Source organism: Jezberella sp., from assembly GCF_964834465.1.
Genome location: NZ_CBAZRM010000002.1, coordinates 1 through 18,548 on the forward strand (window position 1 = coordinate 1; position 18,548 = coordinate 18,548).

The 18,548-nt window shown below is 52.4% G+C and carries 20 protein-coding genes; 10 read left to right on the top strand and 10 right to left on the bottom strand.

The window, feature by feature from the left end; translation table 11 throughout:
• The first annotated feature begins 559 nt into the window (after positions 1-559).
• The 4 genes from groES to AC1W8Y_RS01330 all read left to right on the top strand — a co-directional run bounded on the left by groES (position 560) and on the right by AC1W8Y_RS01330 (position 4,474).
• Complete coding sequence (gene groES, locus AC1W8Y_RS01315) at positions 560-847, top strand: co-chaperone GroES (protein ID WP_106227491.1); 288 nt, start codon at positions 560-562, stop codon at positions 845-847.
• A gap of 30 nt (positions 848-877) precedes the next feature.
• On the top strand, positions 878-2,539 hold the full coding sequence (gene groL, locus AC1W8Y_RS01320) for a chaperonin GroEL (RefSeq protein ID WP_482012660.1): 1,662 nt from the start codon (positions 878-880) through the stop codon (positions 2,537-2,539).
• Positions 2,540-2,736: 197 nt separating this feature from the next.
• The gene (locus AC1W8Y_RS01325) at positions 2,737-4,011 is read left to right on the top strand and encodes an MgtC/SapB family protein (protein WP_482012661.1); all 1,275 of its coding nucleotides are present in this window, start codon (positions 2,737-2,739) and stop codon (positions 4,009-4,011) included.
• 85 nt (positions 4,012-4,096) lie between these two features.
• On the top strand, positions 4,097-4,474 hold the full coding sequence (locus AC1W8Y_RS01330; RefSeq protein WP_482012662.1) for a response regulator: 378 nt from the start codon (positions 4,097-4,099) through the stop codon (positions 4,472-4,474).
• On the opposite strand, the gene AC1W8Y_RS01335 is transcribed toward AC1W8Y_RS01330, so the two are convergent.
• Both AC1W8Y_RS01335 and AC1W8Y_RS01340 read right to left on the bottom strand, forming a co-directional pair.
• Positions 4,471-6,339 (bottom strand): sensor histidine kinase, encoded by a 1,869-nt coding sequence (locus AC1W8Y_RS01335; RefSeq protein ID WP_482012663.1) that lies wholly within the window; start codon positions 6,337-6,339, stop codon positions 4,471-4,473. The two genes, AC1W8Y_RS01330 and AC1W8Y_RS01335, sit on opposite strands and share 4 nt — an antisense overlap.
• Before the next feature lie 3 nt (positions 6,340-6,342).
• Positions 6,343-7,146, bottom strand: a complete 804-nt coding sequence (locus AC1W8Y_RS01340; protein WP_482012664.1) for a crotonase/enoyl-CoA hydratase family protein — start codon at positions 7,144-7,146, stop codon at positions 6,343-6,345.
• A gap of 173 nt (positions 7,147-7,319) precedes the next feature.
• Between AC1W8Y_RS01340 and pyrF the strand changes: the two genes are divergently transcribed.
• On the top strand, positions 7,320-8,135 hold the full coding sequence (gene pyrF / locus AC1W8Y_RS01345) for an orotidine-5'-phosphate decarboxylase (RefSeq protein ID WP_482012665.1): 816 nt from the start codon (positions 7,320-7,322) through the stop codon (positions 8,133-8,135).
• Here the strand turns inward: pyrF and AC1W8Y_RS01350 are convergent.
• The 6 genes from AC1W8Y_RS01350 to ribBA are packed head-to-tail and all read right to left on the bottom strand — an operon-like array spanning position 8,119 to position 12,353.
• Complete coding sequence (locus tag AC1W8Y_RS01350) at positions 8,119-8,691, bottom strand: CinA family protein (protein ID WP_482012892.1); 573 nt, start codon at positions 8,689-8,691, stop codon at positions 8,119-8,121. The genes pyrF and AC1W8Y_RS01350 overlap by 17 nt on opposite strands.
• On the bottom strand, positions 8,691-9,230 hold the full coding sequence (locus AC1W8Y_RS01355) for a phosphatidylglycerophosphatase A family protein (protein ID WP_482012666.1): 540 nt from the start codon (positions 9,228-9,230) through the stop codon (positions 8,691-8,693). The genes AC1W8Y_RS01350 and AC1W8Y_RS01355 overlap by 1 nt, the downstream gene beginning before the upstream one ends.
• Positions 9,227-10,195, bottom strand: a complete 969-nt coding sequence (gene thiL / locus AC1W8Y_RS01360; protein ID WP_482012667.1) for a thiamine-phosphate kinase — start codon at positions 10,193-10,195, stop codon at positions 9,227-9,229. Before thiL ends, AC1W8Y_RS01355 begins: the two co-directional genes overlap by 4 nt.
• A gap of 17 nt (positions 10,196-10,212) precedes the next feature.
• Entirely contained in the window at positions 10,213-10,692 is a 480-nt protein-coding gene (gene nusB / locus AC1W8Y_RS01365) for a transcription antitermination factor NusB (protein ID WP_482012668.1), read from the bottom strand.
• A complete protein-coding gene (gene ribH / locus AC1W8Y_RS01370) occupies positions 10,689-11,180 on the bottom strand; it encodes a 6,7-dimethyl-8-ribityllumazine synthase (RefSeq protein WP_482012669.1) in 492 nt (163 codons plus the stop codon). The genes nusB and ribH overlap by 4 nt, the downstream gene beginning before the upstream one ends.
• A 24-nt stretch (positions 11,181-11,204) precedes the next feature.
• Entirely contained in the window at positions 11,205-12,353 is a 1,149-nt protein-coding gene (gene ribBA, locus AC1W8Y_RS01375; RefSeq protein WP_482012670.1) for a bifunctional 3,4-dihydroxy-2-butanone-4-phosphate synthase/GTP cyclohydrolase II, read from the bottom strand.
• A 91-nt stretch (positions 12,354-12,444) separates the two neighbouring features.
• Here ribBA and AC1W8Y_RS01380 point away from each other — a divergent pair, with 91 nt between their 5' ends.
• The gene (locus AC1W8Y_RS01380; protein ID WP_482012671.1) at positions 12,445-14,352 is read left to right on the top strand and encodes a CYTH and CHAD domain-containing protein; all 1,908 of its coding nucleotides are present in this window, start codon (positions 12,445-12,447) and stop codon (positions 14,350-14,352) included.
• A 1-nt stretch (position 14,353) separates the two neighbouring features.
• On the opposite strand, the gene ftsY is transcribed toward AC1W8Y_RS01380, so the two are convergent.
• Positions 14,354-15,394: a signal recognition particle-docking protein FtsY gene (gene ftsY, locus AC1W8Y_RS01385; RefSeq protein WP_482012672.1), complete on the bottom strand. Its 1,041-nt coding sequence runs from the start codon at positions 15,392-15,394 to the stop codon at positions 14,354-14,356.
• Between ftsY and rsmD the strand changes: the two genes are divergently transcribed.
• Genes rsmD through AC1W8Y_RS01400 form a run of 3 tightly spaced genes read left to right on the top strand, consistent with a single transcriptional unit; the run spans position 15,393 to position 16,738 of the window.
• Complete coding sequence (gene rsmD, locus AC1W8Y_RS01390; RefSeq protein ID WP_482012673.1) at positions 15,393-15,959, top strand: 16S rRNA (guanine(966)-N(2))-methyltransferase RsmD; 567 nt, start codon at positions 15,393-15,395, stop codon at positions 15,957-15,959. The two genes, ftsY and rsmD, sit on opposite strands and share 2 nt — an antisense overlap.
• Positions 15,956-16,459: a pantetheine-phosphate adenylyltransferase gene (gene coaD / locus AC1W8Y_RS01395; RefSeq protein WP_482012674.1), complete on the top strand. Its 504-nt coding sequence runs from the start codon at positions 15,956-15,958 to the stop codon at positions 16,457-16,459. The genes rsmD and coaD overlap by 4 nt, the downstream gene beginning before the upstream one ends.
• Before the next feature lie 27 nt (positions 16,460-16,486).
• Positions 16,487-16,738, top strand: a complete 252-nt coding sequence (locus tag AC1W8Y_RS01400; protein WP_482012675.1) for a YfhL family 4Fe-4S dicluster ferredoxin — start codon at positions 16,487-16,489, stop codon at positions 16,736-16,738.
• 11 nt (positions 16,739-16,749) lie between these two features.
• Here AC1W8Y_RS01400 and AC1W8Y_RS01405 read toward each other — a convergent pair whose 3' ends face one another.
• Complete coding sequence (locus AC1W8Y_RS01405) at positions 16,750-17,127, bottom strand: MOSC N-terminal beta barrel domain-containing protein (RefSeq protein ID WP_482012676.1); 378 nt, start codon at positions 17,125-17,127, stop codon at positions 16,750-16,752.
• Between the two features lie 140 nt (positions 17,128-17,267).
• Between AC1W8Y_RS01405 and AC1W8Y_RS01410 the strand changes: the two genes are divergently transcribed.
• On the top strand, positions 17,268-18,542 hold the full coding sequence (locus tag AC1W8Y_RS01410; RefSeq protein ID WP_482012677.1) for an ABC transporter substrate-binding protein: 1,275 nt from the start codon (positions 17,268-17,270) through the stop codon (positions 18,540-18,542).
• The last annotated feature ends 6 nt before the right edge of the window (positions 18,543-18,548 follow it).

Here is an 18,548-nt window from a genome sequence, read left to right on the forward strand (position 1 = left end):
ACTCGATAACCGTCGTGAAATCATGCTACGGCGCCCTTGTTGAACGTCTAACAGAGCGCTACTGCCAGTGACTGGTTTTTTACTTCGTACGGGCAGGGCAAGCAATACTTGACTATAAATCAAGTCCAAGTGCTGCTGTGGGATTGACCCGATATATGTCGTTCTTAACGCTATTCGCGTTTGTCTTTGAAAACGGCTTACCAGACAGCCTTGTCATAATCAGCAGAATGCCTGCTCGCGGTGTTGGACTGTCTGATCATCTGTTTTGAAATACCCTGTCAAGAGATGGGGGCAATCATCACAATCGTTGTCGAGTTAGTTGAACAGACTGTCAACTTAACTAAAACTCCACAAAGGATTTGCAAGTTAAGTGAACAAAGTTGCAAGTTAAGTGAAACTCTACAAATCGACAACAACAACTACAGAAACTCTACACAATCCCCCCCCTTGCAATCCTCAAAACCGACCTTATAATTAGCACTCGTAGTAGATGAGTGCTAGCAATGCTCTTGCGATCCTTACTACTAACCTTATCTTTAACCTTTTACAGGAGTTCCCTATGGCCCTGCGTCCCCTGCACGATCGCGTGATCGTCAAACGCCTGGATAATGAGCGTAAGACTGCGTCAGGCATCGTCATCCCAGAAAGCGCTGCTGAGAAGCCCGATCAAGGCGAAATTCTCGCTGTTGGTCCCGGCAAACAAACTGAAGATGGCAAAGTATTGCCGATGGATGTCAAAGTTGGCGACAAAGTTTTGTTCGGCAAATATGCTGGTCAGACTGTAAAAGTTGACGGCGAAGAAGTGCTCGTGATCCGCGAAGAAGAAATTCTCGCCGTGGTCCTGTAATACACCCCAGACAGACACGAAGGAAATTAAATGGCTGCTAAACAAGTTCTATTCGGTGATGATGCACGCGTTCGCATCGTCCGTGGCGTAAATATTCTCGCCAATGCAGTAAAAACCACCTTGGGCCCAAAAGGTCGTAACGTGGTCCTCGAGCGTTCTTTTGGCGCGCCAACCGTCACCAAAGACGGCGTATCGGTTGCTAAAGAAATCGAACTCAAAGACAAATTCGAAAACATCGGCGCACAATTGGTCAAAGAAGTTGCTTCTAAGACTTCTGACAACGCCGGTGACGGTACCACCACAGCAACAGTATTGGCTCAGTCAATTGTTGTTGAAGGCCTGAAATACGTGGCCGCTGGTATCAATCCAATGGATCTGAAGCGCGGTATCGACAAAGCGGTCATCTGCGCCGTCGAAGAGCTCAAGAAGCTCTCGAAGCCTTGCACAACCAGCAAAGAAATCGCTCAAGTTGGTTCGATCTCGGCAAACAGCGATGCTTCAATCGGCCAAATCATTGCTGACGCAATGGAAAAAGTCGGTAAAGAAGGCGTCATCACCGTTGAAGATGGCAAATCACTCGAAAACGAGCTCGATGTCGTTGAAGGGATGCAGTTTGACCGTGGCTATCTGTCACCTTACTTCATCAACAACCCTGACAAGCAAGTGTCAGCGATGGAAGATCCTTTCATCCTGATTTACGACAAAAAGATCAGTAACATCCGTGATCTGTTGCCCGTACTCGAACAAGTGGCTAAGTCAAGCCGTCCCTTGTTGATCGTTGCTGAAGATGTCGAAGGCGAAGCCTTGGCAACTTTGGTTGTGAACAACATTCGTGGCATCCTCAAAACCACTGCCGTTAAAGCACCTGGTTTCGGTGACCGCCGCAAAGCCATGCTCGAAGACATCGCCATCCTGACCGGTGGTACTGTGATCTCTGAAGAGACCGGCATGTCACTCGAGAAAGCAACCTTGGCCGAACTCGGCCAGGCCAAGCGCATCGAAGTTGGCAAAGAAAACACCACGATTATTGACGGTGCTGGCGACCACAAGTCGATCGAAGCTCGCGTCAAGCAAGTTCGTGTTCAGATCGAAGAAGCAAGCTCAGACTACGACCGTGAAAAACTACAAGAGCGCGTGGCTAAATTGGCCGGCGGTGTTGCCGTGATTCGTGTCGGCGCTGCGACTGAAGTCGAAATGAAAGAAAAGAAAGCACGCGTCGAAGATGCCCTGCACGCCACGCGCGCTGCTGTGGAAGAAGGCATTGTTCCTGGCGGTGGCGTTGCGTTGATCCGCACACGCGCTGCTGTGTCACAAGTCAAAGGCGACAACGCTGACCAAGACGCTGGTATCAAGCTGGTTCTGCGCGCAATCGAAGAGCCACTGCGTACCATTGTTGCCAACGCTGGTGACGAGCCAAGCGTTGTGGTTAACAACGTTGCTAACGGCAAAGGTAACTACGGCTTTAACGCAGCCACCGGCGAGTACGGTGATCTGGTTGAGCAAGGTGTGCTGGATCCAACCAAAGTAACCCGCACTGCATTGCAAAACGCAGCATCTGTTGCCAGCTTGTTGCTGACAACCGAAGCCGCTGTTTGCGAAGCACCTGAAGACAAGCCAGCTGCTGGTGGCATGCCTGGTGGTGATATGGGCGGCATGGGTGGTATGGGCGGCATGGGTGGTATGGGCTTCTAAGAAGTCAACACCGTAAACAATCCCGATTCGTCGGGTTTGTTGCCCTGCTACTAACGAAGACCTCGAACCCCGTTCGAGGTCTTTTACTATGTGAGTCGCTATTTGTGCAAGCGACAATTGCCGTAGACTATCAACAAAGAAGTCCAGTGACAACGCGAGGCAATTGAGCCAACTTCGGCCCAGGCAAGGATGCAACGATGCACTTATCTGATTTAACGTTTCTTGCTTGGATGCCGATGGATGGCATTCAAATCTTTGCCGTTTTGTTCCTTACCTTTCTCATCGGCCTTCAACGCGAAGGACACAAAGGCAGCACTCAGCCGTTTTCGTTTGGGGGGATCAGAATCTACCCTATTATTGGTCTCGTTGGGTTTGGCGTATCCGTGCTCGCTGACCACGAGTTGATGCCGGTGTTTATTGGTTTTGCTGTGGTGGCTGCATTTTTGCTGATGGCCTACTGGCGCAAAGTATCTGCCTCTGAATACACAGGTGCTACCTCTGAACTGACGGGCTTAGTCACTTATTTGATTGGCCCTCTCGTCTACCACGACCAGTTATGGGTAGCGACTGCTATCACCGTGGCCAGTGTGATGTTGCTTGAGCTCAAAGACTTTCTCGAAAGTCTGGCAAAAAAAGTAGCCGCCTCGGATATCTTGGCGTTCACCAAATTTTTGCTCTTGTGTGCCGTCATTCTGCCCGTGTTACCGAACAAAGCTTACACAGAATTTCAGATCAATCCGTTCAAGACTTGGTTGGTCGTCGTTGCCGTCAGTGGGGTGTCCTACGCCAGTTATGTTCTACAACGGGCCACCAAGGGGCAAGGGGGTACTTTACTGACTGCTCTGCTGGGCGGTGCCTACTCATCCACCATTACCACCGTTGTGTTGGCTCGCAAATCAAAGGCCGTGGCACAAGACAGGGTTTTCTCAGGTGGGATACTGATGGCGTCTGGCATGATGTATGCGCGCGTCGCGATTCTGTTAGCGATCTTTAACCACGACTTGATGGCTCGACTTGCACCCTCTTTCGCGGCGTTGGCTGGCGTTGCCATTATATTTGGGGCGGTATGGGCACGCACTGACTTGAACGTCAACAGTGCCCCACCTGATGACAATAGTATAAAAAACCCGCTCGAAATGCGCACCGCCTTCGTCTTTGCGGGCATTTTTCTCGCCATGATCATCTTGACTTATTTTGCGGTCAGATATCTCGGCACAGCAGGCATGTACGTTCTTGCGGCGGTGATGGGCGTCACCGATGTAGATCCCTTCATCATGAGCTTGACACAATCGGCATCGACCACCGTTGCACTGGGGCTCACCGCAAATGCCATCTTGATTGCGACCGCCAGCAACAACCTGGTGAAAGGGATATATGCCTATACGCTCTCGTCACGCAAAACAGGTCGACAGAGTTTGACCTTTTTACTTGTCCTGTCGGCACTTGGCTTGATACCCTTGCTATTTGGCTAAGCTGTCGGTACCCTAGCTTACATGGTTGATATCTAGACTCAACTGGCACTATTTGCCGACGCACACTAACCTCAGAGGTAGCGCAATGGCCACGATTCTGGTTGTTGAAGATAACGAACTTAACCTCAAGCTCATGGTAGATATTTTGACCATACAGGGCCATCAGACCTTATCTGCAGGGTCAGGTGAGTTAGCGCTCGAGTTGCTCGAAACACTGACGCCAGATCTCATTTTGATGGATATTCGGATGCCAGGGATCAGCGGCATCGAAGCATTGGGGTTAATCAAACTCAACAGCCGCTTTGAAAAGATCCCGGTGATTGCGGTAACAGCCTCGGTGATGAAACACGACAAACAGCAAATCTTCGAAGCTGGATTCACAGACTTTCTGCAAAAACCCATTGAAATCCCGCTGTTTATCGAGACCGTCCGTCAACATCTGGATAATCAGAGCGCCAACTAAGTCGTCGTCAAAGCGATGGGGATAGAAAAGTAAAACTTCGAACCAACACCGACTTGTGATTCAACCTTAAGCTGTCCACCATGACTCTCGACTAGCCGTCGCGAGATCGACAAGCCCAAGCCCGTGCCCTGAAACAATCGATTGGGCACATTGTCGATTTGCCTGAACTCATCAAAAATGCCTTTTAAGTCGGTTTCGTCCATCCCGATACCGGTGTCGATGATGGCAAATTGCATCCATTCATCGTGAGACGTTACTTCGAGGGTGACACTACCGTAGGATCTGGTGTACTTGATCGCGTTTGAGAGCAAATTGATCAACACCTGACGAAGTTTGGTTTTGTCTGCTCGGCACAGACTTTGCGTCTGAATGCTCACACGTAACTCAACGTCTTCTTTGTCAGCACGATCTTGAACCATGATCATGGTGTTCTCGACGAAATCATCCAGCGCAAATTCCGTCATATCCAGTTCAAGATGGCCTGCCTCGATTTTGGCGAGATCCAGGATATCGTTAATCAGAGTCAGTAAATGTTTACCAGACATATGAATATCGCCAACATACTCAGCCTGTTTTTCGTTTAATGCCCCAAAGAACTTTTGCTGCAAAATTTCTGAAAACCCAATAATCGCGTTGAGCGGGGTACGCAATTCATGCGACATGTTGGCCAAAAATTCTGACTTGGAGCGGTTGGCAGACTCAAGTTGATGATGACTCCAGAGCAACTGTTCATGTTTCTCGGCAATTTCTTCGGTTCGCGCGATCACCTTGGCTTCAAGCTCTTTATTCTGCCTTTCAACCTGTTCTTTGGTCTGTAATAGCTCGATCTGTATCAGCGCTCTCTGATAATAGTTATTACTGATTTGAGTGTCTTTTCTCAAAAAAGATTTAATCGCGAACAGCAATAAACAGACGATAAAAAAGGCAACTAAGAAGATAGGCGTCAGCAAGCGGTAGTAGGCGTCAAGGTAAATATCACTACCAAGCGACACTTCAATATAAAACGGATAGTCGGCAATTTTAGTGATCGCGACCAGCTTCTTTGCCTTTGACGTAGCCTGAGCCGATTTATCTGTTGTCGCAACAAATACAGACACGTCATTAAAACCTCGAATACTGGCGTTTTCATCAACCTCACTCTGTTTCATGTGTGCAATGAGCGCCTCGTTGTGCGGCCAAGAGGTCACGATAGCGCCGTCGCTGCGATAAAGCAGAATTTGAGCCGAAGGCCCCATATTCGAAAAAATCGTTCGATAAAAGTCTGAAAAGTTATCAATTGATATACCCACCGACAGGATACCAAGAAATTGTCCAGTCGATCCCTTCAACGGCTGAGTCAGGTAAAACGTCCATTTGCCCAAGCTATTGCGAACGGGTTCGCTGAAGAAAACGCTGCTGTCCTCAGTGGCCTTCCACCGTTCGAACAACTCTCTGCCCCTGATATTGATTGGATTCGGTGGATAAAAGCGCGAGAAATTAATGATGTTTCCGTCAGCATCAGCGATAGCAGCAACATCAATCAGCGGATTACTGTTTGTTTTTCGTGTCAATGAGTCGAAGACGCCGCGACTTCTCAGCTCAGCTTGAAAGCTGGCTTGAGAGTCAAAACGACGCGTATCTAACTCTTCAGACAACGCATTCAATAACACCGTTGCAGAAAAAAGAGATTGACTGGCGTGAGCAGAAATCGACAAGGATAAATTCTTGATATTTCGTTTCCACTCAATCTCAGCCTGATTATGTTCAACATAGGCCAAGAGAAATGCCAGCACCGTGACGATGAAGGCACCAAGCACCCCGCCGCTCAGAATCACCCCTCGATTACTAATCGATAGGGGCTTTTCTTCGGCGGCAATGGCTGGCATGGTTTACTTCCGGTCCGCCTGACGAGCGGCCTTCTTGGCCATGAAGTCGTTGACAATGACGGCGTGTTCTTCGGTTTTGTGAACAATGGCTTGATAGGCTGCTGATAACTCAAGCAGATTCGCCAACGAACTCGTTTGGCCTTCGCGCAACAGACGCTTGGTCATCCGAACCGCATGCGGCGAATTCACGGCCATCTTTCTCGCCAAGGTTTGTGCGGTGGCCAGCAAATCATCCTGGCTCACGACGCGTGACACCATGCCCCACTCGAGCGCCGTTTTGGCGTCGATTGGCTCGCCGGTAAACGACATTTCAGCGGCGCGCGCCATCCCAATCACGCGTGGCAAAAACCAAGCCCCGCCGTCGCCTGGGACAATACCGACTTTAACAAAACTCTCGGCGAACGTCGCTTTTTCTGACGCCACCCTAACGTCACACATGCACGCGAGATCGCATCCAGCGCCGACCGCAGGGCCATTGACAGCAGCGATCACTGGCACCTCGATTTGATGGATAGCCAGCGGCAAGCGCTGAATGCCATGACGATATTCTTGACGCAACACGGCACTGCTGAAACCGGGGCCAATCTGGCGTTGCATCTCGTCGATTTTGCCCCCCGAAGAAAACACCGTCCCTGTGGCGGTAATGATGACTGCCCGCACGCTTGGATCGTGCTCAATCCGTTCACAAGCGGCTAACAAACCCTCTGTAATGCCAGTGCCAGTCAGGGCATTACGTGTTTCAGGGTGATTGAGTGTCAAGGTCACGACACCCAAGTCGTCCTGCTCATAGTTAACAACTTCAGTCATTGCTGTTCATCCTAAAAATGTGTCTTCTGCTGCGACCTGATTGGATAAATTCAATGCATGCCGCGCGCGCGTTTAAAATAGGTAAGATCTCTTGCCTTACCGCCCCCTTTCTTATCATTTAACCCTGTTCACGTCCATAATCCAAGTTCTATCTGGTATCAGACTCAATCCACATGTCATTCATTCAAAAACTCACTCGCGCTTGGTCCGAATCAAATTCACTTTTGATGGTTGGCTTAGACCCAGACACAACAAGATTGCCCGTTGAAATCAAAGAGCGGCCTGATGCCATTTTTGAATTTTGTCGGCGCATTGTGGATGCAACTGCGCCTTATGTGTGCGGTTTCAAGCCGCAAATCGCCTATTTCGCTGCGGCAAGAGCGGAGGGTCAGCTCGAAGATATTTGCGCCTATATCCGTGAAAATCATCCCAAATTGCCCATTGTGCTGGATGCCAAACGCGGCGACATTGGCGCAACCGCGGTGCAGTACGCCAAAGAGGTCTTCGGTCGCTACGGTGCAGATGCGGTGACGGTCAGTCCTTATCTGGGTGCTGACTCTGTCGAGCCTTATCTCGATTGGGAAGGCAAGGGGGTCATCGTCTTGTGCCGTACCTCAAACGCTGGGGGATCGGATTTGCAATTTCTAGAGACAGACGGTATCCCTTTGTATATGCGTGTGGCTGACTTGGTCGCCAACAAATGGAATCGCGACGGTCAATGCGGTTTGGTGGTCGGTGCGACCTACCCCAATGAACTGGCCGCGGTTCGTCAGGCGATTGGCGATGAGGTACCTCTCTTGGTACCAGGCATAGGCGCACAGGGCGGCGATATTGCGGCAACGTGCGCTGCAGGGTGCAACTCAAACAAGCAGGGGATGATGATTAACTCGTCTCGTGCCATTTTGTATGCTCAAGGCCCCGGTCACTGGACGGAAGCTGCCTCGCTTGCTGCTCGCGAAACGCGAGATTCAATCAACGCCCACCGTTAATAGCGCTGAGCACCTCAAAGACGGTATCAAGTGCAAATTTGACGGATGCCTCGCGCACCGCTTGGCGATCACCTGCAAACACCCGTGACTCGGTGCCTACCTGCACTTCACCCGTTGGGTATCGTTGAGCGAAACCAAAGCATACAAAACCAACAGGCTTGCCAGGTGAGCTGCCGCCCGGGCCTGCAATCCCGGTGATGGCGAGGGCCAAGGTGGCTCGGGGTGCGTGGTTGAGAACACCCTTTGCCATTTCTGCTGCAGTCTCTAGGCTCACTGCGCCGTGCGCGCTCAGCGTCTCGGCGGCTACCCCAAGCTGTGCCTGCTTAGCGGCATTGCTGTAGGTGATCCACCCTTGATCGAACCAGCGACTTGATCCTGCAATAGCCGTCGCGGCGGCCGCAACCAGCCCACCTGTGCAAGACTCTGCGGTGGCCAGCCAGCCCTTGCGCTCGAGCAAGGCGTAACTCAATCGGATAACCGAAGTTTCGATCGCCGATCGTTCGTTCATTGGTTGACCGATCATGTCGTTGGCCTTTTCATTCACCGTTTCACCCATCATTTCGCCCCAAACTGTACCAACACCGCAATGACTATTAGGGTATAGGCTGCCGCGACAAGATCATCGACCATGACACCGAGACCACCTTTAATTCGTGCGTCAATCTGTTTGATGCCTCCGGGTTTGACGATATCAAAAAAACGAAATACCCCGAACGCGATTAACTGCAACCACCACGTGCTTGGCGTCAGCCACAGGACCAGCCAAAATGCCACGATTTCATCCCAGACAATCCCGACATGGTCGTGCACCTTGAGTGACCGGCAGACGCGACCAGCAGCCCAAGAACCATAAACAAACCCCAGTATCAACACGAGGATCACTCGTTGATCGGTCAGATAGGGGGTCGCGATGCTCCAGATAAGCCAGGCGGTTAAAGTGCCCCACGTGCCTGCACCGGGTCGCAATAAGCCCGAGCCAAAGCCAAACATCAGCCATCGCTCGGGAGAACTCAGGACCCATTTCAGGCTCGGCCAAACGGTGCGATGTCGCACTGAAACACCAACCACTTGGTGATCATCGGGGCTAGGGTTCACAGGCGTCCCTTAAAGTGATCGAAACTCTCGGGCAATTCAGTCAAGGCCTGTCCAGTGTCATCGAGTACGGAAAGCGACGAACCTTCCGTGATTCGGCCAATCCTCGTCAGCCGCACACTGAGTGACGTTGAGAGTCGTTCAATGGCCTCGCGTTGGGTGGTCGCTGCGGTAAAGCAAAGTTCATACAAGTCACCGCCCGCCAGACTTGCTTGTCTTTGGGCGCATCGCGAAAGATGTTTTACGACAGGGTGGACCGGTAAGCGCGCTTCTTCAAGCACTGCACCCACTTGGCTTTGTTCGAGGATATGACCTAGGTCTTGCAGCAGACCGTCTGACACGTCGATGGCGCTATTGGCCTTGCCCAGTAAGCCCTGACCAAGCGCAATGCGTGGGGTAGGTAGCTCAAGCGCTTCGCGCGTGGCGACAAGCCAATCGGTTTGCTGCGGCAGATCGCCACTGAGCATACGACACGCCATATCTGCCGCACCCAATTCACCCGATATCCAGATATCGTCACCGACCTGCGCACCACTGCGCTTGAGCACAACGGTTTCGTCCACTTCGCCAAAGACCGTGATACTCAGCATGATGTCCTGTCGACTGCGGGTCGTGTCGCCACCGATCAAGGGGCATTGGTAACGATCCGACACGTCATAAAACCCACGAGCAAAGGCTTCAAGCCACGAATCAGACCAGCTTGGCAGACCCAAGCCGAGTAAGCAGGCGATGGGCTTGGCCCCCATGGCAGCGAGATCAGAGAGATTAACCGCCAGGGCCTTGTGCCCAAGTGCGAAGGGATCAACGTCAGAAAAAAAGTGCCGCCCTTCAAGTAACAAATCTTTACTAACGGCAAGCCTTTTACCTGGTGCCACTGACAACAAAGCGCAGTCGTCCCCGCCCCCTAACAGAGTGGGGTCGACTGGCCGTTTGAAATACCGACTGATGAGATCAAATTCAGAGGCCATCTCGAAGCCAATCCACGCTATCGACGGGCCGAATAGGCCGCCACCTCGACAGACCTGACTTGTGCTGCCAATTTATCCAACACGCCATTGACGAATTTAAACCCGTCAGTGCCACCAAATGATTTGGCGAGCTCGACCGCCTCGTTGATGGCCACTTTGTAAGGCACATCGATCTGATGAACCAGTTCAAAACTACCAATCAACAAAATCCCGTGCTCGATCGGCGACAGCTCGTCGAGCGGGCGATCAATGAAAGGGACGAACTGTTCACGAAGTGACGCAGCATCTCTGATTGAGCCATGCAAGATCGTTCTAAACCAACGCGCATCCGCTTGATCAAACTCTTCTTCGTCGCGCATGTGCGCTTCGATTTCACCGGCATTTACCTGACTATCGGTCTTGCTCAGCAGCCACGCATAGACGCCTTGCAAGGCGAGTTCGCGCGCGCGACGACGAGCGCTGCGCGGTGGCCCACTGGCGGATTGCTCTTGACTCATTCTTCGTCTTCTTCGTCTTCATCTGACTCGGGTTCAAGTGCAGAAATCAAATTAGCCATTTCAACGGCACAACGCGCGCAATCGCGACCTTTGTCGCCTGCGCGTTCTTCTGCTTGCTCATCGGTATCGGTCGTCAATACGCCATTGGCAATCGGGATGCCTGTCTCGAGGGCAATACGGCTGATCGCCGCAGCGCTTTCGTTGCTGACGATTTCGAAGTGATACGTCTCACCACGAATGACGGCGCCAAGCGCGATCAACGCGTCAAACTCTAGTGTTTCGGCCATCCGAGCCAAGGTGACACCTAGTTCAAGCGCGCCTGGCACGCTGATGACCATGATGTCGCGTTCATCAACACCTAGATCTGACAGTTCTTGCAAGCAAGTGTCGAGCTCCATCATGCCGATGTCTTCGTTAAAGCGGGCGCGAACAATCCCGATATGCAGGCCTTCACCGTTCATATCAGTGGGAAGCGTAAATGGGCTCATGGGGCGTATCCTTGGGGTGAGAGGTTATTGAGTGTCAGGCTCGGCATAGCCGTTAATGGTCAGGCCGAACCCGGGCAGAATGCTTGGGATCTTGCGCGGTCGAGCGAGCAGGCGCATCTGACCGACGTTGAGATCTCTCAGTATTTGGGCACCAATGCCGTAGGTACGTAAATCCATCCTGCCGGCTGGCTTGCGGCCTTCTGGCATATTACTCGCATCCCAGGCTTCAATCTGCTCAAACAGCCGATCTTTGGGGCTATTGCAATGCAAAAAAACCATGACACCTGCAGGTGCTGACTTCAATGCGGCGAGTGCACGACCAACCGGCCAAGTGTGGCCGGGACCTTCAAGGTCGAATAAGTCAAGCACGGTCGTAGGCTCATGCACTCTGACCAGCGTTTCACGGGCGGGATCAATCTCACCCGAGATGAGTGCGAGGTGGGGTTGCCCCGCGACGGTGTCTTCATAAGCCACCATCTCGAAATCACCCCAGGCGGTTTTGATTGACCGTTGACCCAGTCGTTTCAGGATGGATTCATGCTGACTACGATAGTGAATCAAGTCGGCGATGGTGCCAATTTTCAACTGGTGTGTTTTGGCGTATTCGATCAGATCGGGTAGCCGCGCCATCGTGCCATCGGCTTTGAGAATCTCGCAAATAACAGCGGCAGGGGTCAAACCAGCCATTTGCGTTAAATCGCAACCCGCTTCGGTGTGCCCAGCTCGAACCAGCACCCCACCGGGGACCGCCCGCAACGGGAAAATGTGCCCAGGTTGAACAAGGTCGGTCGGCTTTGCGTTTTTGGCCACAGCAACCTGAATGGTGCGCGCCCGATCGGCCACCGAAATGCCCGTATCTACGCCTTCGGCCGCTTCGATGGTTACGGTGAAATTGGTCCCGAACTGAGTCCCGTTGCGGGCAGCCATGAGCGGCAGATTGAGCTGCTGACAACGCGCTTCTGTCAGCGTCAGACAGACTAAACCACGCCCATGGGTCACCATGAAATTGATTGCCTCTGGGGTGACAAATTCGGCCGCCATCACGAGATCGCCTTCATTTTCACGATCTTCTTCATCGACCAAAACAACCATACGCCCTGCTTTGAGCTCGTCAACAATCTCGGCAATGGGCGATATGGCAGATACAGCGTGACCAGCACTATCAACAGACATGAGCTCAGCGTCTCTTTAGATCTTAAAACCCCATTATAGGTTCGAAGCCAATCGCTCAAGACCGAATGTTGCATTGGAAGTAAATATCATCATGCACAAATTGTTAAATATTTATGACATGTCATCAAATCAACGGGGGTTTGCACCTACACTCGGCGCAGGCAACAAAAAATATGAGAGAGGCTTCATGGCAGAGCAAGAGCTAAAACTAAGTATTCCTAGACGCTCGAAAAGCTCCGTTGAAAAAGAGTTAGCCCGAGGCACCGTCACCCGCATCCCCTTGCGTGCCATGTATTTTGATACCGAGAACCGCGCCTTAGTCAAAGCCAAGGTTAGTCTGCGTCTTCGACAAGAGGGTCGCCATTGGGTGCAAACCCTCAAAATGCCTGGCGAACATGCATTATCACGCCTTGAACTCAATCACGACCGCTCGGGGCCCATCCTCGACTTAAGCGTCTATGTGGGCACCCCTGCAGAGCCTGCCTTAGCCAGCCTGACAGAGCCGCTGAAAGTTTGTTATGAGACGGATATCAAGCGCAGCCTGCGTAAAATCCGAACAAAACAAGGTTTAGTTGAAGTCGCCTACGACGTGGGCCGGATCCGTGCAGGCCAGCTCGAGTTGCCCGTCTCGGAAATCGAGTTCGAATTGATGTCAGGCGACTTAGCCGCGATCTTTCATCTAGGTAAAAAATGGCAAACGGCGTTTGGCCTGATTTACGACGCTCGCAGCAAAGCCGAGCGTGGTGACCGATTAGCGACGCTAGCTGGCAAATTAGCGGCGACCGCGAACACACCGACCGATGCGTCGGTGCCTGCCCCTGTGATCGATTCGAGTCGCGACATTGCCTGGTTTTGGGCGCAACGTGGCATCAACCCCATCGAACTAAAGCCCGAGATGAGCACCGCGACCGCGCTCTCAAAGGTCATGACAGAATGTCTCGATCAAATTGCCCGCAATGCGGCGATGTTGGCGGAAGTCGATACCGCAAACGTTTGCCGTGCGGGTACACCCGATCATGTACATCAATTGCGCGTGGGGATTAGACGCCTGCGTTCGGCATGGTCGCTCTTTAATGGCCTGACTACCCTGCCACCGCTGGCATTAAGAGAAGAGATCAAAAAGCATTTTGCGCAACTCGGCGGCACGCGCGACGACGATGTTTTACGAGACACTTGGCTGCCAGTGCTCGAAGCGAGCGGGCAACCCCCGATCAGGCTCGATAGCGAAATCACAGCAGACAATGCCGCAGAACTGTGCGCCAGCCGAAGTTTTCAAACCTGGCTGCTAGACATGCTGGCCTGGACGATTGGGGTCGATTTGTCTGCGGCACCAGCAGCCGGGATTAACGTCACAGAGCCTTCGACGAAAACCCATCTTGAACCTGGCGCGACAGCCCCTCACGTCACTAGCGCGAAACCGCTCGATAGTCAGTCGAAGAACCGAGCGACCAGCCAAGTGAACAATCCAGTGAACGCTCACGCCAGCCCTAACACCAGCGCTAACACCAACCCTCACAACAGCCATCACAACAGCGACTACCACGGCGATGACGCCAACGAAAGCGTGCAAGCTCAGATTATCCCGCTGACACCAACAATTGCCGTCGAGTTAACCCTCACACAGACGCTGTCGAACAAGCTAAAAAAATGGCATCGACAAGTCACCCGTGAAGGTCTGATGTTTGACAAACTCGATATCGAGTCTCGGCATGAGCTTCGCAAACGAGCCAAGCGGCTTCGTTACTGCTTGCAGTTTTGTGAATCGCTGCTACCCGTTAACCGTCTCAAACAATACCGCAAGAGCCTCGCGGTGGTCCAAGACGTGCTGGGAGAAATGAATGATCTGGCCGTGGCGAGCGAGCGTTTTGAGGGCTTAAAAACAACACAACCGCACGCCTGGTTTGCCGTAGGTTGGATTGCGGCGAGACTAGAGGTGCTAAAACTGGATGCCATGAAAGCGTTTAAAGCTTTGTCACAGGCCGAACACTTCTGGCGCTAACTTAGGTCGGGCTCAGCCCGACCAGCGCTTGAGCAAACTCGCTCGCCACGAAAGGTTGCAGATCTTCGATCGCCTCACCAACACCTATCCAGTAGACAGGGATTGGCCTCACCCCTTGGCTAGACGCTGCGACGGCTGCCAGCGTACCGCCCTTAGCGGTACCGTCAAGCTTGGTCACAATCAACCCAGTCAGCCCAATCGCCTCATCGAACGCTTTGATCTGCGACAGCACGTTCTGGCCAGTGTTGCCATCGACCACCAGCAGTACTTCATGGGGTGCCTGTGCATCCGCCTTACCGATTACCCGACGAATCTTCTTCAGTTCATCCATCAGATGCAATTGAGTCGGCAGGCGGCCCGCCGTATCCACCAACACGACGTCCATCCCGCGTGCACGACCCGCATTAACAGCATCAAACGCAACAGCGGCGGGGTCACCCCCCTCTTGAGCGATTACGGTGACTTGATTGCGGTCACCCCATTCAACGAGTTGTTGCCGAGCCGCCGCCCGAAAGGTATCGCCAGCGGCGAGCAGCACTTTCGCCCCTTGCTTTTGCAGGGTAAAAGCTAACTTACCGATCGAGGTCGTTTTGCCCGCCCCGTTGACACCCGCAATCATGATGACCATTGGCGCGACTTGACCAACCACGAACGGCTTTTCAAGCACCCTGAGATGATCCGCGAGAATTTGTGCAAGGGCTTGTCTGACCTGACCCGAATCTTCAATTTTGTCTTGCTTGACACGGGCACGCAGCAGCTCAAGTAACCGGGCCGTTGCAAGTGTGCCTGCATCTGCCATGAGCAATGCGGCTTCGAGTTCTTCGAACAAGGCCTCATCGACACGCACACCGACAAATATCCCGCCAATCGTCTGGCCGGTTCGAGAAAGCCCTTGGCGCAAACGCCCCAGCCACGAGGACTTTGTTTCTGGCAAGACGCTCTGATCGTCAGTGGCCTCTGCCGCTGTCGGGCTATCATCCAACCGTTCGTGCGACAGTTGGTCAACGGGCGTCTGAGATTTTTTCTTAAAGAAGCTAAACATGGGTAAGAAGTATATTCGCATCGTGGCCGGACAGTATCGGCGCACACCCATCGAAGTGGTCGATGCTGAGGGGTTGCGCCCCACCCCGGATCGTGTCAGAGAAACATTATTCAATTGGCTGACCTATTTCTGGGGGGGCGAATTCGACGGCAAACGAGCGCTCGACTTGTTCGCCGGCAGTGGTGCTTTGGGTTTTGAGGCAGCCTCAAGAGGCGTCGCGCGCGTGCAGCTTGTCGAACAAGATCGCCACGCACTTGCCGCACTTCGAGCCCTAAAAACAAAACTACGAGCGGATAACGTCGATATTCACGCCGGCGACGCCTTGGCGTTTGCCGACAAAGTACCCGCCTCACGTTTTGACCTGGTTATGCTAGACCCACCTTTTAACGGCGATTGGCTCGATAAACTCTGGCCCATCGTGCCAAAGTTGCTTGCAACCGACGCTTTGGTCTATGTGGAATCGGGAAAACCCTTGGAAATCCCCGACAGCTTCAAGATATTGCGCCAAGACCGCGCAGGAGTCGTACACTACCAACTTATCCAGTTTGTTGCACTGCAAAAATGATCACTGCTATTTATCCTGGTACTTTCGACCCCCTTACCCGTGGCCATGAAGATCTTGTCCGGCGAGCGGCCAGTTTGTTTGATCAAGTGGTGGTGGGGATTGCTCACAGCCGCGCAAAAAAACCGTTTTTCTCGGTGGAAGAGCGCGTCGAGATTGCGTCAGAAGTACTTAGCCACTATCCGAACGTTCGGGTTGCCAGCTTTGCAGGGTTGCTCAAAGACTTTGTACGCGAGCAAGATGGGCGAGTGATCGTGCGCGGCCTGCGCGCCGTATCGGATTTTGAATTCGAATTTCAAATGGCCGGGATGAACCGTCATCTGCTGCCAGAAGTCGAAACCTTGTTCATGACCCCTTCTGATCAATATCAGTTCATCTCAGGCACCATCGTGCGAGAAATTGCCATGCTGGGCGGTGATGTCGGCAAGTTTGTGTTCCCGTCGGTTGAACGGTGGCTGCAAGCCAAGGCGAAAGAACGCAAAGAGCAAAGCTGGCCGCAATAAAGCGGTCATCGCTTCAAGAGGGTAGTCATGGCGCTTCGCATCACGGACGAATGCATCAACTGCGATGTGTGCGAACCGCCTTGCCCCAACCAAGCGATATCAATGGGCGAGTCGATCTACGAGATTGACCCCCTCAAATGCACTGAGTGTGTGGGCCACTTTGATGAGCCACAGTGCAAAGTGGTGTGCCCAGTCGACTGTATTGAGATTCACCCTGACTGGAAAGAAGGCCAAGACGTATTAATGGCGAGATACAAACGCCTGACCGGTCAAGCCTGAGCGTGATCTGTTCAGTCAGCGGTTGTTGAACGGTCTAAGCATTTGACAAAGCGGCAAGGCTCGCCCAACACGTTTTCAAACCAGGCGGCCGCTAGCTCGCCTTCATCGACGACCTTAATCGGTGAACCATTCAGATAAGCGATGGTTTGCACACTTTCGTCGTCTTCGATGACGTCAAGCATGATATCGAGGCGCAACATGCCCTTGGCCGTGAGTGCCAGAAACCCAAATTTAATGTCGGCCGTCACGGTTTGTAACGCTGCGTGATCAGCACTGGTGAGTGCGTTGCCTTCAACATCAGTCAAAAACCAGCGGGCATCGTACGGACGAGCGGCGTCGCGTGTGGTGCCTTGACAGCCGATGACAGGGTAGTAAGTTGTCGTGGTCATAGTCGGGGGATGGCAGTGATGCTCGAAACATGGTGACAAGGATCGAAGGATAACGCACAATCGACTTCGTTGACTTATCGTCGTTGAGAACGATAAGATCCACCCATAAAAAATTAAAAATCATCCTCAGGAGACATCACATGACCCTAAAGACGAAAGGCACGCCCTCGCACCTCTCGCGCCGAAAAATGATTCAAGGCGTTGGTGCTGCCGCAGGTCTTGCCACGATTGGATTGCCCGCCATTTCTTTTGCCGACGACAAACCCATCAAGATCGGTATGCCGACGATTTTGTCGGGCCGCGTTGCCACGCTCGGTATCTCTTCGCGCAATGCGGTTTTAATGGAAGTTGAGAAATTCAATGCCGCTGGCGGTTTTGGTGGCCGCAAGATCGAAATGATCGTGCGCGATTCGAAAGGGGCGCCACAAGAGGCCGCACGCATCGCACGCGAGCTGGTCAACAGCGAAGGCTGTGAACTGCTGATCGATGGAGAAGCATCAACAGGCTCATTCGCCGTACAAGAAGTCGCCCGCGATCTGGGGGTGTTTTGTATTCACACCTGTTCAGAAACCTCTTCACTCAGTGCAGATCCAAAGATTCGTGCACCTTATAGCTTTAGATGTGCGCGTCAGGGCATTCATGATGCCGTGATCGGGGGGTCATACGCGGCAGGGATTGCCAAAGCGAAAGGATTGAAGCGCTGGATGACGATCTCTCCAGACTACGCCTATGGTCGCGATACCACCGCCGAGTTCATGGAATACCTGAAACACTTTAATCCCGATATTGAAGTCATCGGCGAAGTCTGGCCCAAGCTCTTTCAGCCCGACTACACCGAATCGATTACCCGCCTGCAACAGGGCAAACCACAGGCGGTGTATTCCTGCTTATGGGGTGGTGACTTGAGCGCCTTCATTGATCAAGCCAGCATCTACGCCTTGTTCAAAGACATGCCATTCTTTGCCGTTGCGATGGCTGACTACACCGTGTTGACTGCCATCAAGGCCGTACCGCAAAACCTCTACTCATGTAACCGGTATTTAAAGAGCTATCCCAACACGGCAGCTAATACGAATTGGGGTAATGAGTATTTTGCTAAATACAAAGAATACCCAACCAACTGGTCCTGGCAAAATGCAGCAGCGGTGAGCTTTGTGACCACCGCCATGAAGAAAGCCAACAGTGTTGACAGCAAAAAACTGTCTGAAGCCTTGCGTGGCATGACGATCGACTCGCCTTTTGGTGCGAACGGCAAAATCACGATGCGCGCTGAAGATCAAACGATTGTTGAATATGCAGATGGTTGGGGTGCGCTCACGAACAAAGAGCCATACATGCCCACCCCACTCTCTGGCGATTGGAAAGTCGTCTACGAGCTAGAAACAGAGTGGAAAAAACGCAAAGGCTATCTCTGATTGCAT

Coding starts and splice junctions, on each gene's coding strand:
- AC1W8Y_RS01410 (WP_482012677.1), top strand. CDS start 17,268: ATGACCCTAAAGACGAAAGGCACGCCCTCGCACCTCTCGCGCCGAAAA.
- AC1W8Y_RS01325 (WP_482012661.1), top strand. CDS start 2,737: ATGCACTTATCTGATTTAACGTTTCTTGCTTGGATGCCGATGGATGGC.
- ribH (WP_482012669.1), bottom strand. CDS start 11,180: ATGAGCCCATTTACGCTTCCCACTGATATGAACGGTGAAGGCCTGCAT.
- AC1W8Y_RS01400 (WP_482012675.1), top strand. CDS start 16,487: ATGGCGCTTCGCATCACGGACGAATGCATCAACTGCGATGTGTGCGAA.
- groL (WP_482012660.1), top strand. CDS start 878: ATGGCTGCTAAACAAGTTCTATTCGGTGATGATGCACGCGTTCGCATC.
- nusB (WP_482012668.1), bottom strand. CDS start 10,692: ATGAGTCAAGAGCAATCCGCCAGTGGGCCACCGCGCAGCGCTCGTCGT.
- ribBA (WP_482012670.1), bottom strand. CDS start 12,353: ATGTCTGTTGATAGTGCTGGTCACGCTGTATCTGCCATATCGCCCATT.
- AC1W8Y_RS01335 (WP_482012663.1), bottom strand. CDS start 6,339: ATGCCAGCCATTGCCGCCGAAGAAAAGCCCCTATCGATTAGTAATCGA.
- rsmD (WP_482012673.1), top strand. CDS start 15,393: ATGGGTAAGAAGTATATTCGCATCGTGGCCGGACAGTATCGGCGCACA.
- AC1W8Y_RS01405 (WP_482012676.1), bottom strand. CDS start 17,127: ATGACCACGACAACTTACTACCCTGTCATCGGCTGTCAAGGCACCACA.
- AC1W8Y_RS01330 (WP_482012662.1), top strand. CDS start 4,097: ATGGCCACGATTCTGGTTGTTGAAGATAACGAACTTAACCTCAAGCTC.
- thiL (WP_482012667.1), bottom strand. CDS start 10,195: ATGGCCTCTGAATTTGATCTCATCAGTCGGTATTTCAAACGGCCAGTC.
- AC1W8Y_RS01350 (WP_482012892.1), bottom strand. CDS start 8,691: ATGGGTGAAACGGTGAATGAAAAGGCCAACGACATGATCGGTCAACCA.
- ftsY (WP_482012672.1), bottom strand. CDS start 15,394: ATGTTTAGCTTCTTTAAGAAAAAATCTCAGACGCCCGTTGACCAACTG.
- groES (WP_106227491.1), top strand. CDS start 560: ATGGCCCTGCGTCCCCTGCACGATCGCGTGATCGTCAAACGCCTGGAT.
- pyrF (WP_482012665.1), top strand. CDS start 7,320: ATGTCATTCATTCAAAAACTCACTCGCGCTTGGTCCGAATCAAATTCA.
- AC1W8Y_RS01340 (WP_482012664.1), bottom strand. CDS start 7,146: ATGACTGAAGTTGTTAACTATGAGCAGGACGACTTGGGTGTCGTGACC.
- AC1W8Y_RS01380 (WP_482012671.1), top strand. CDS start 12,445: ATGCACAAATTGTTAAATATTTATGACATGTCATCAAATCAACGGGGG.
- coaD (WP_482012674.1), top strand. CDS start 15,956: ATGATCACTGCTATTTATCCTGGTACTTTCGACCCCCTTACCCGTGGC.